The organism is Saccharibacillus sacchari, assembly GCF_037722395.1.
GTDB lineage: Bacteria > Bacillota > Bacilli > Paenibacillales > Paenibacillaceae > Saccharibacillus > Saccharibacillus sacchari_A.
In genome coordinates, this window is sequence record NZ_JBBKAR010000045.1 from 198,019 (window position 1) to 209,513 (window position 11,495).

The window sequence follows — 11,495 nt, forward strand, 5'->3', positions numbered from 1 at the left end:
CAAAATCTTCTATTGAAATTTTGGAATAATTGTCAAGTTAATCTTGTGGGGAAGGGCTTTTCAATACTCTGAGCGCATATGCTTTAAAAGTATATGCGCTTTTTTAATATTCTAATTCTATTGCAAAAATGTATATAAGTTCATCTGCGCAAAATCGTCACATTACCATGAATAGGCTCACAACGCCGGAAACAATAGCTCTGTTAGTCAACTGCCCCTCGTTTTTCAAATATCGTCTTAAAAACTGAACATCCAAGAACCAATCTTTATAGATGAGATAGATTGTTAATCCAAGTACACCCATTCGTTCTGAAACGATTCATGTATGGATTGCCACTCTAAGCATTTAGAGGCCGATTTTTGATGAGATTAAGAATCTGTTCAAGTTTGGCATTTATCACTTGCGCAAAACTTTAACCTTTGGGGAAAATTCTCGAAGTAGTCCATTCGCGTTTTTTTGGAATCCCGTCGCTAAGTGGCGAAGTACAAGATTGTGCTATGCAGACGCTCCAATTGGCCTTCCAAACGCTGTAGTCATAGCCTGAACCCCACATCCTTGGCTACTTAGAATTTCTAGTCTGCTTAATTCAATTATGTCAAAAAGATTGTAGCCTATGGTTGGATTCTTCTTATAGAGCATGTTGGGGTGACTTCATTCTATACAAATCCAGCTATGAGCCATTTTATATTCAGTTCGAGGCGTTGCACTTCATTTTACAATCTGTCATCCTTTCGAGTACAAAACTAATTTCCGACATGATCAACGCTCAATGTTTCTTCAGATCGTCTAGTACTCTGTACCGAGTGTAAAGGTAAGGTTACGCTCGTCCGCAACGCACTAACCCCGTGCGCGTTTTCGTCGGAGACTTCGTAAATCTCGGCCAAACATAAACCCACTATTTAACCGGGTACAGAGTACTAGTAGCTTGACTGACCCTACATTTAACTTAGTCAAGCTACTAACCCAGCGTCTTCACTAGCCGAACGATCTTCCCTGACGTCATCGCATTCCCGCTGCGTGCCGACTTATCCGTCCCGGGCACAATCGCATCCAACGAATATCCGTGCTGATGTTGCAGCGGATACGTGTCCAACCGATCAAACGAATCGTTTGCCAACGCCGGGAACTCCGCCCAAAATTCGTCCAGCTTACGCCGCTGTGCGGCAGATAAGCGGAAATTCGCGTTCACCGCCGACTCCACGTCGAATACAAAATACACAGTCCCCCGCCGCATCATCTCAGCAAACGGTTCACGCTCGCGGATCATCGACATATCGTCCTTTAGCAGCGGAAAAGGCCCCGCGATCTTTGGGACTTTGATCTCCGCGAGTTGCTCCATATAGGCAGCGAATTCGGCTTTTTTCAACGGATCGGGCGGCGTGTATTCGTAATAATCCGGCGTTAACTCATCCAGCAGCCGCAGCCGCTCCTTATGCGTCGTATCCGATTCGTTGATCGACAAAACGAATTTAGCCGCAGGCTTGAACCTTTTTAGCGCAAAAAGTTCTTCCGCATTTACGGTTCCCGCAAGCCCCTCCGTACCATAACGACATCCAACCCATACGTCTGCGGGCAGCAAGCCAAGAAAGTCTTCTCTCGCCGCTCCGTTCACTTTAATAATCGATGTCACGTCCTGTTCGCCTCCTTCTTTTTATAGGCCAATGGCGTCATTCCCGTCTTTAACCGGAACTTTTCGATAAAATGGCTCGTGCTGACAAACCCCACCCGAAAGCCCGTTTCCGTCACGTTCAGGTCTTCCCTCAGCAAATCCATCGCCTGACGAATCCGATACTCCGTCACATACCCGAGCGGCGTACCGCCGAGAAATTTATTGAAGTACCGACAGCATTCCGAACGGCTCAAACCGCCCGCCCGCGCAATATCCTCCAACCGAACCGGCTCCGCATAATGCGCATGAATCCAATTCAGCATGTCTTTGACTCTTCGACTGCGCTGTCCGCGTTCCTCGTCCGGCTTAGGTTCAGGTCCTCCGGCGATCACGCTATGCCATAAACGGGTCAATCCGATCGCAATCTCCGGTTCGTAAAAAGGAGGCTGCTCCGCCAATAACCGCTGCACCTCGCGAATGCCTTGCTGCAAACTTTGCCCTCTGTGCGTACTCCCGTCAAAGCGCAGATAAGGCATTCCGGCTGCACCCAGATAAGGCGACAGATAAGCTTCGTGCAGCTCGCGCGGCAGCAGAAAATCCGGCGCCGCATTCAGCGAGAGAAACACACAGCCCGAACGTTCGCGATCCTCGGCTCCATGCAGGCAACCGCTGTTAATAAACAAACCGTCCCCCGCACGCAGCGTCAGCTCTTCGTCGTTTACGCGAAATACGCCTTCTCCCTGTTCCACCTGCGTCCATTGGACCTCGTCATGCCAATGCAGCGGAATACGTCCGTGCACATGGCGATCGATTTGCGAACGATAGCAGGCAACCGGAAGCATAGCCGTACGGTGAGCCGTCAGCTCGCGTAGACTTTCGCTTTCGATAGGGAAATCCCGGATTTGCATGATCTCACCTCAATATCCCGATATTTTTAGCTCATATTCGCGTATTTTTCGTATCATTTTCCTTTTACAATCATCCTATCACGATAGAATAGTTTCCCATAGAAAGCCAAGCAAGACGGAGAGGAAGAAGGAAATATGGAACATGGAATAGAACCGGAAACACATCGAAAAGCCGCAATGTCACCGGACACTACGGCTTACCCACCCCAAAACCGAAAAATCGGATTGCTGTTCGTCATCGTAGGCGCGGTGCTGTGGGGCGTCGGCGGGACGGTCTCCCAGAAGCTTATGCACCATTACGGCGCCGATCCGGCCTGGTTGGTCACGATCCGACTGTTGGTCGCAGGCCCGCTTCTGTTGTTGCTGCAATTTGCGCTGAAGGATCGCCGCCAAATTTTCGGAGTGTGGAAAGACCGCCGGATCGCGCCGCTGCTGCTGATTTACGGCTTGGCCGGGATGCTCGCCGTGCAGTATACGTTTATCGCGTCGATCAGCTACGGCAACGCGGCGGTCGCGACACTGCTCCAGTATCTCGCTCCGGTCGTGACGCTGCTGTACTTTTTAATGAAACAACGCAAAGCGCCTACCCGACTTGAACTGACGACTGCGGCGCTCGCCCTGATCGGCTGCTTCATGCTGCTCACCAACGGCTCGCTGTCTTCGTTATCCGTGCCTGCGCCCGCGGTGATCTGGGGATTGCTGTCGGCGGTAGCCGCTGCTTTTTATACGTTGGCCGCCGTCCCGCTGCTGCGAAAATACGATTCGCTCGTCATTGTCGGCTGGGCGATGACCGTAGGCGGTCTGGCTCTTGCCGCGATTCGCCCGCCGTGGAATTCCCCCTGGCCGACGCTGGATGCGACGGGCTACGGGTATCTGGCCTTTGTGCTGGTCTTCGGAACGACGCTGGCTTTCTGGTTCTACATCGAAAGCTTGCGCAATCTGCCGCCGCAGGAAACGATCGTACTCGGCAGCCTGGAACCGCTCGCGGCCGTGCTGACGACGGTGGTCTGGCTGCATGAACCGTTCGGCCTTTGGCAGTGGGGCGGCACGGTGTGCATTATCGCGGTCGTGCTGCTGATGAGTCTGCGGGGAAGGGCTTAAAGCTTGCCCCAATAGATTTCAGTTTCGTAGTCAAAAGAAATCCGGCCGTCCTTCGCGGTGCGGTCGAAGATGCGGCGCAGTTCGTCCATCATCGGCGCGTAATTCTCTTGATCCGGCGACGGGACGTAGGAAGAAGAATTTAAGCGTCCGCTTACTCCTTCGAAATCGAACAATTGGTGATTCGGGAACTTGGCGAACGCCATATTTCCTTTTCCGAAAAAGTCCTGCAATTCTTCCGTCTCGACGTTGGTCGTATTCCGATGGTTCACTTGGCTGTAGTCCGTGCCGTACGTCAGCAGCATCTGTTCATAAGCTTCGAGAAAAGGCGTACCTGACGTCAGGCGGTTGTTCCAGATAAGAATAACGGGAGCGCCGGGTTTCAAGATTCGTTTGAACTCGGTATGCGCCGCTTCGCGGTCGAACCAATGAAAAGCCTGCGCGCACACGACGGCTCCGACGCTTGCGTCCGGCAGTCCGGTATGCTCGGCCGGAGCGGCTATCGAACGGAATGACGGATTGCTGCCCAATTGCTTGTCCGCCGCGCCTCGCATATCGTCGTTCGGCTCGATCGCGATAACCTGGCTGCCTCGCTCCAGCAATAGACGGGAAAAGATGCCGGTCCCCGCTCCGATATCCGCGATCTCGCTCACGGCATTCAACCCCGCTTCCGCATACAGATAATCCATTGCCGCCTTCGGGTAGTCCGGGCGGTATTTGACGTAGGCTTCTACCCGTTCGGAAAAACGCTGTTTGCTGTCCATGATTTGTTTCCTCCTTTAATTACGTTTCATTTAGTGAAACTTAGTTTCGTTTTATGTTCATTATACAGGAGGAAACGATCTTGTCGCAATGCAGCTTCTATAGGATCAGATCCACACCGCTGCCGCGCTATACACCAACAACAGCGCCATAATCCCATTAAAAGCCCGCTCATGCCGCTTCAAAAAAGGCTGAAACAACGCGCCAAAAGCCGCCCATGAACCGGAAGAAAACAAAGCAATCACGCCAAGCAGCGCCGATACGCCGAGCAGTTGCGGCAGCGACGGATGGTACGGCATCACAAACGTCGACACAGCCGTGATCGCGTATAACAGCAACTTGGGATTCACGAACTGAAGCCAAAATCCCGCGCGAAGCGAGTACGCCAACGTCATCTCTTTTTCCGCAACGTTGCCCGTACTTTTATAAATTTTCCACGCCAACCACAACATATACGCCGTACCCAGCACGCCCATGACGATCCGGACACCAGGTATCCATTGATACAGCGCCAAATTCAGCAAGCAAGCCAATAACGTCACGCCGAAGCATCCCGCCGATACCCCCGCCACAAACGCCTTCATTCGACGGAATCCCCATCTCCGCGCCCCGTCCAAAGCCATTAAATTATTGGGTCCCGGTGTAAAACTGGCGGCTACCGCATACGAAACCAATGCAAACAACGACATCCTTTCCACTCCTTTGTATGTTATACTTGAACAAAATGAACGTTTTAACGCACCTTTGTTCCGCATTATAAACTTGTACGTTAAAAAGATCAATATATACTTTTTAGCGTACATATCAAAAGGAGTGAATCCGTAGTGGAATCGATCAATCTGATCTTGAGCCAAAACCTCAAAAACCTGCGCGCCGAACGCAAACTCAGTCTGGACAAACTCGCCGATCTTACAGGAATCAGCAAAACGATGCTCGGCCAGATCGAACGCGGCGAATCCAGCCCGTCCCTCACCACCGTATGGAAAATCGCGAACGGACTGAAAGTATCCTTCACCTCCCTGATCGTCGAAGCGCCCGCAGACGCCGTCGTCGTCCGACGCGAAGCGATCCAGGTTCTGGAAGACTCGGAACGGAAATACCGGCTCTATCCCGTATTCCCTTACGACGCCGAACGATCCTTCGAAGTCTACACCGTCGAAATCGACCCCGGCGGCACCCTGGGAGCAGAACCCCACCGCGAAGGAACCGAAGAATTAATCACCTTATTCTCCGGCATCCTAGAACTCGAAATCGCCGGTGAACTCTACACCCTCCACGCAGGCGACGCCATCCGCTTCCGCGCCGACCGCCCCCACCGCTACCTCAACCCCGGACCCGATCCGGTACGGCTGAGCATGACGATCCGTTACCGGGATTAAGGTGAAGCAAGTCAAAAATAAGCAAAGACGAAGAATCGTCAAACGCAAAAAAGACAGAACGGCATTCTTCGTTCTGTCTCTATCTTTTTTCACCTTTATCTTCGCCTTTCATATACCCACTTCGAAGAAAACCTGCGGTAACATTGAGCATTATGTTGACGCCTTTGAACGCGTAAAGCCGGAGGCTTTATGCGTGAAACAGCGTCTTGTGAAGCATTTCGAAGAAATGCACTTCGGAAGCATACGCTGGCAATTTCTCCCGCAGCGCCTCAATGAGCAGGCTTTTTCTTCTCCCTCACACTTAGGATCACGCCAAGAATCACGATACTCCCCCCAATCCAATCCCCCGGCCGCAGCGTTTCCCCAAGCACCGTAATCGACAACGCCACGCCGAAGATCGGCACGAGATTCATCAGCGCCATCGCCGTGCCCGCCGTCAATCCTCGCAGTCCGTAATTGTAGAGCATAAACGCCGCCACCGAGCAGAACAGCCCCAGATACATCAACATCCACACCGATTCCGTCGTCGGCATCTGCCATTTGTCTTTTTCGATCAACGCGAGCGGGATAAAAGCAATCGTACCCGCAATCGTCTGGTAAAAGGACACCGTCACCATCGAGTAGCGGCCGACCACCTTGCGCGTCGCGAAGTTATACACCGCGAACACGCCGCCCGCCGCGATCAACAGCAGATTGCCGATAAACTCGTGCTCTCCGCCTTCCCCTCCACTGCCGCCGGAAATCCGGTATACCCCGAACATCGCCATCGCGATGCCGATCCCGCGCATCCATGAAATCTTGGTCCGGTAAAACAGAAACTCCAGCAGTGCGGTAATAGCCGGGTACGAAGCCACGATCAGCGCGGCGCTTGACGCCGTCGTCATTTCTACCCCTATATTTTCCAATGCAAAATACATCGTCGTCCCCAGTAAGCCGCTCAAAGCCATCATACCGAGGTCTTTGGGAGCCGGTAGCGTAAACTCACGTTGCAGCAGCATGATTCCGCCTAAAATCACCGACGCGATCGCAAATCTTGCGGCGCCCAATGTCAAAGGTGGGAACGAAGCATAGGCGATCTTGGTCCCGACGAACGACGTACTCCATAACAGAATCGCAATTAACGCGGCAATCAGATAAAGCGTCCGGGCATGACGAATTCCGGTCTGCGTGTCTAAAATACGTTTGGAGTTGTTGACTTTGGCTTGCTTTTGCGTGATAGTTCCCACTTTTGTACCTCCATTTGCGCGATGTATCGTCGTTTTTATGTAGTCGCTACTTTTGTAGCTACTAGTATACAGATATAACATCGGCGCTGTTATGTTGTCAAATCATAATTAGCGATTCATGTTTGTCCAAGGTGAGCGTAACTTTACCTTTGGCTTTGACAACCTACTATGCGGCGTCAAGGCAGGTATGGGATAATGGAACGAAAAACTCCGCCGTGCTGCGTAGTTTCATCTGTGCAACAAGATCACTTGGGAGGTTCACCTATGAAACCCGAAATCGTTAAATTGCTGCAAGATCTGAATTTCACCGAATACGAAGCGAAGGCTTACCTTGCGCTTCTGGATAAATCTCCGCTGTCCGGCTATGCCGTGTCTTTGGGTTCCGGCGTACCGCGTTCCAAAATTTACGAGGTGCTCGGCGGACTGGTTGATCGCGGAGAGGTGCTTATCAGCCATGAAGAGCCTTCGCTCTACACTCCGCTACCGCCGCAAGAATTGATCCGTTTGAAAAAACGCCGCGCCGAGTCCTCATTTGAAGCAGCAGAAGCAGCATTGGAGCATTATTCGTTCGTCTCCTCTAACCGGGAAAACATCTGGAATATCACCGGCGCGGACGCGATTCTCGAACGGGCCGCGGATGCGATCGAACGCGCGCAGCAGCGGGTGCTGCTGGAGATCTGGCCGGAAGAAGCGAAGCTGCTGGAAAAAGATTTGCACGCTGCCGCGAAGCGGGGACTGGACGTGTTGCTGGTCGTGTACGGCGAGCTGCCGGACTTTGAATTCGCGCAGGTCTATCCGCATGATTCGAGCGACGAGATTACGCGGGAATACGGCGGGCGCTGGATCGTGGTCAGCGCGGACGACCGCGAGGTCGTGGCAGGGATCGTGTCGCTCGGCGCGGACAGCCGCGCGGCATGGACGCTGCATCCGGGCTTGGTTATGCCGATCACGGAAGTGATCGTGCACGACTTGTACATTTACGAGTTGATGCAGGCGCACCGCGAGACGCTGGAAGCGACGTTCGGCCCGAACCTGATCGAGCTGCGTAAGCGGTATAATGCGGGGCCGAACGGGTACAGCATGGCGGCGAGATTGGGGTTGGGCGGGTAGTCGCCGCACAATAAATATGTGCAAATATGCAACTATTTCGGCCCGTTGCTGCACGTATCCGAAAATAAGTGCGCATATGCAATTATTTCAAGCAAAAAACACAAATCTGCGCAAAAACTTAGAACTTAGTTGCATCTGCGCACTTATTTTCGAAATTCCATCCTATTTGCGAGAAATAATTGCATATACGCATCTATTTCGTGAGCGCCCGATGAAAATGAATCGGCGTATCGGTCGATCAGAGCTGTTCCATCATCCTACAGATCAGCAGAAATCAAAGGCCGAATCGACGTTGTCGGCGTCGATTCGGCCTATAGGGGCTGTATGTTTGCAGATGCGGATATGCTTGCAGATGCGCTGATGCTCGCTGATATGCAGATGCTTGCCGATATGCAGGAGCGATTGCTTAGCGAGATCATGCGACGGAATTCGGACTTGCCGATAAACAGACTCGAATCCAAGCTTCCCCGTTGCGTTGCACAGAACGCAACGGCATCTTTACGGCTGCGATTATGATTACGATTACGGCTAAGGCGAGCGCTACAGCGGCAGCCGCACCTCGACCGCATACGTCTCGCCCTCGGCAAAGTCGCGGATTACGCCGCCTTCGATCCGCTCCCCGCCGACGTACACTTGCGTGCCGCTCACGCCGCCTTCGCGCTTGATCGCGATCCGGAATTCCGCGCCGCGGAACGTCCGCGTCACGGAGACTTCGTTCCATTCCGCCGGAAGCTGCGGCGCCACGCGCAGACCGTCCGGCGTTCCTTGCACGCCGAACAAACCGTCCACCAGGCAGCGGTACACCCACGGCACCGTACCGGTGTTGAACAACTGGCTGGACCGTCCCGCCGTGCGCGGGAACTGGCGGTACGCGCCCCGGTAATAGTTCGGGATGAATACCGGAAGCTGGCCGCGTTGACGGATATCCGCTTCGTCCGTGCCCGGCAGCATTTTGCGCAGCAGGCGGTAGGCATTTTCCTTTTCGCCAACCGCGTACAGCGCATAGATGTAAAACGCCGCCGCGTGGTTGTACACCGCGCCGTTTTCCGCAGAGCCCGGATGCTTTTGCGTCACCCGGCCGACGTCTTCGCGCATCGCCGTATACGACGGGGCCAGCTTTTCCACGCCGTAAGGACTTTCGAGCTGCTCGGCGACCGCGCGGATCAGCCGCTCTTTTTTATCGTCGTCCGCCGCGCCGCTCAGCAGCGACCAGCCTTGCGGATTGATAAAGATGCGCCCTTCTTCGTCCGCGCTGATGCCGAACGGCACGCCGTCGTCCGTGATGCCGCGCGCGTACCAATCGCCGTCCCACAGATGGCGGTTGACCGCGCCGTTGATCTCTTCGGCTTGCTGGCGGTAATCTTCCGCCTCCGACGAACGCCCGCTGCGCTCGCAAATATCCGCCCACACGAGACACGAATACGCCGTCGCGATTGTCAGCCAGCCGGACACGCCGCGTCCTTTGTAGCCGACCATATTCATCGGATCGCACCAATCGCCTTGATTGATATAGTTCAGGCCGCGATCGTCGCGGTCCCCGATCAGCCACTGCACGGCCAGGTCGATATGCTCGAACACCGTGCCGGACTTTTCGCCGCCCGCGTACGTCACTTCTTCGTTCAGCAACGCGTAATCGTTCGTTTCGTCCAGATACGTGATCAGGCAGACCGGCAGCCAGACGCAGTGGTCGGTATGCGGCACCTGATTGATATATTTCAGCTCGGCCCCTTCGTACAGCACGATGCCGTCCGGCATGGAACCGTCGGGGCGCTGCTGCGACAACGCGGTCAGAAACGCATGACGCGTGCTGCGCGGATCGATATAGCTCATGCCCATATGGTCCTGCAAATAATTGCGCGTCTGCGGGTCGGTGGACAAGCGGTTGGTCACGCCGTGGTAATACATTTGGCGCGGCAGCCAATGGTTGACGAAGTTGTCGAGGTCTTGGTCCGGCGTGTCGATGATCAGACTGCCGCGTCCTTCCGCCACGTAAGCCGCGTAATCGCGGGCGGCCGCGTCGAAACCGTATTCGGTATACGCCTGACGTGCCTCCGATCCGCTCTCTGTATCCTCCCAAGTCCCTTTTTCCCCATCCAGGCCGAAATAAAGTTCCCGAATATCCGCGATCTCCGCTTCATCTTTCGCCGGACCGAACACGAACCGATACTCCTGCTCCTCGCCCGCTTCCGGTTGAATCCGATACTGCATGACGGCCGCAGGCATCTCGTAGCGCGCGTCGCCGCAGGCCAGCGTTCCCGATTCCAGCGCCGACGGACGCATGATGCCGCCTTCCCCTTCGAACGCCTCCTGGCTGACTTCCCACGCTTCCGGTTTCTTTTCCGCGAGCAGGTAGGTCTTGTCTTTGAGCGTTTTGATCTTCGGGTAATCCTGCACTTTCTGATACGGCGTGACTGCGGAGCAGACGATGGCGCCCAGTTCCTCGACATACTCGCCGGACTGGTTCATCCACGACATATAGCCGACGCTAAAGTACGGGTACAGACTGATTTTGCGTTTGCGGCTTCCCGTATTCGTCACCTTGATGCTCCACAGCTCGGCGGCGTGATCCCTCGGGAGCGTCAGCGTCATTTCGATGCGCAGATCCCAATGTTCTAATGTCCAGACGATATCGTGCTTGCCGGCGGCGAACACGAATTTATCCGGTACTTGGCGAGTCGGTTCGTACGGAGCCGAGAAGATGTGACCGCTCTCCTCATCCTTAATGAAAAGAAAACGTCCCGGGTGATGCGCGTAATACGGCTGCTCGGGCTGCATGAACGTTTTCGCTTCCAGGTTGGGCGCGTACGAATATTTGGCGGGCTCTGGCTGCATAAACTGGGCAACGGCGTAACCGCGGCAGTTCATATGGATCATCATCTGATTGTTCCACAGAAATCCGGACGCTTTCGGCAGCGCAGTCGGACTGGTCAACTCGTAATACTGCTGGTCTTCGGTAGGTCTGATCATCATGGAAAAAACCTCTTTTCAAAAGATTCGCTGCGACGCGGCGGTTTACGCAAACGCTTTCGGAAATAAACGGGCGCAGCGGCGTATAGCGTTTATTATAGTTCAGTTGAGGAAGCAAGTGGGGCCGGGTTTGTAAAAAGCGCGAAGAAGCCTGCAAATCAACTTGGGTAGAGAGTAACGAACGAGGCAGAAAGACGGTTTCGGACAGACTTGCGGCGTTGGGTGAATACGGGTTGGAAAAAAGCGAATGTTGTAGGCTTCCATCATTTCCGCGCCATTCGGCCGCAAAAGCGCCGTTCGGCGCCAAAATGATGGACACCCGCAACATTCCGGCGACCTGCCGCCGCCTCGACCACCGAATGTTGGATGCTCACAACATTCGGCGACCGCTCCGGCGGCTTCGCCTGCGCCAAACTCCGGCGCTCGCTTGCAGCC

Annotated in this window: 9 protein-coding genes; 3 read left to right on the forward strand and 6 right to left on the reverse strand. The window is 54.0% G+C overall.

The window, feature by feature from the left end; all coding sequences use genetic code 11:
* Positions 1-959 precede the first annotated feature (959 nt).
* Positions 960-1,631, reverse strand: a complete 672-nt coding sequence (locus tag WKI47_RS17630; RefSeq protein WP_340228477.1) for a hypothetical protein — start codon at positions 1,629-1,631, stop codon at positions 960-962.
* Positions 1,628-2,518, reverse strand: a complete 891-nt coding sequence (locus WKI47_RS17635; RefSeq protein ID WP_340228478.1) for an AraC family transcriptional regulator — start codon at positions 2,516-2,518, stop codon at positions 1,628-1,630. Before WKI47_RS17635 ends, WKI47_RS17630 begins: the two co-directional genes overlap by 4 nt.
* Positions 2,519-2,695: 177 nt before the next feature.
* Between WKI47_RS17635 and WKI47_RS17640 the strand changes: the two genes are divergently transcribed.
* Positions 2,696-3,619 (forward strand): DMT family transporter, encoded by a 924-nt coding sequence (locus WKI47_RS17640; protein ID WP_340228558.1) that lies wholly within the window; start codon positions 2,696-2,698, stop codon positions 3,617-3,619.
* On the opposite strand, the gene WKI47_RS17645 is transcribed toward WKI47_RS17640, so the two are convergent.
* Positions 3,616-4,380, reverse strand: a complete 765-nt coding sequence (locus WKI47_RS17645; RefSeq protein WP_340228479.1) for a class I SAM-dependent methyltransferase — start codon at positions 4,378-4,380, stop codon at positions 3,616-3,618. The genes WKI47_RS17640 and WKI47_RS17645 overlap by 4 nt on opposite strands.
* Positions 4,381-4,485: 105 nt before the next feature.
* Positions 4,486-5,067, reverse strand: coding sequence for a LysE family transporter (locus tag WKI47_RS17650; protein WP_340228480.1), 582 nt, complete (start codon positions 5,065-5,067; stop codon positions 4,486-4,488).
* 135 nt (positions 5,068-5,202) lie between these two features.
* Here WKI47_RS17650 and WKI47_RS17655 point away from each other — a divergent pair, with 135 nt between their 5' ends.
* Complete coding sequence (locus tag WKI47_RS17655; protein ID WP_340228481.1) at positions 5,203-5,757, forward strand: helix-turn-helix domain-containing protein; 555 nt, start codon at positions 5,203-5,205, stop codon at positions 5,755-5,757.
* A 269-nt stretch (positions 5,758-6,026) separates the two neighbouring features.
* On the opposite strand, the gene WKI47_RS17660 is transcribed toward WKI47_RS17655, so the two are convergent.
* On the reverse strand, positions 6,027-6,935 hold the full coding sequence (locus WKI47_RS17660; RefSeq protein ID WP_340228559.1) for a DMT family transporter: 909 nt from the start codon (positions 6,933-6,935) through the stop codon (positions 6,027-6,029).
* 312 nt (positions 6,936-7,247) lie between these two features.
* Here WKI47_RS17660 and WKI47_RS17665 point away from each other — a divergent pair, with 312 nt between their 5' ends.
* Positions 7,248-8,093 carry a TrmB family transcriptional regulator gene (locus WKI47_RS17665; RefSeq protein ID WP_340228482.1) on the forward strand — a complete coding sequence of 282 codons (846 nt, stop codon included), beginning with the start codon at positions 7,248-7,250 and terminating at the stop codon, positions 8,091-8,093.
* A gap of 540 nt (positions 8,094-8,633) precedes the next feature.
* Here the strand turns inward: WKI47_RS17665 and WKI47_RS17670 are convergent.
* Positions 8,634-11,060: a GH36-type glycosyl hydrolase domain-containing protein gene (locus tag WKI47_RS17670; protein ID WP_340228560.1), complete on the reverse strand. Its 2,427-nt coding sequence runs from the start codon at positions 11,058-11,060 to the stop codon at positions 8,634-8,636.
* Positions 11,061-11,495 lie beyond the last annotated feature (435 nt).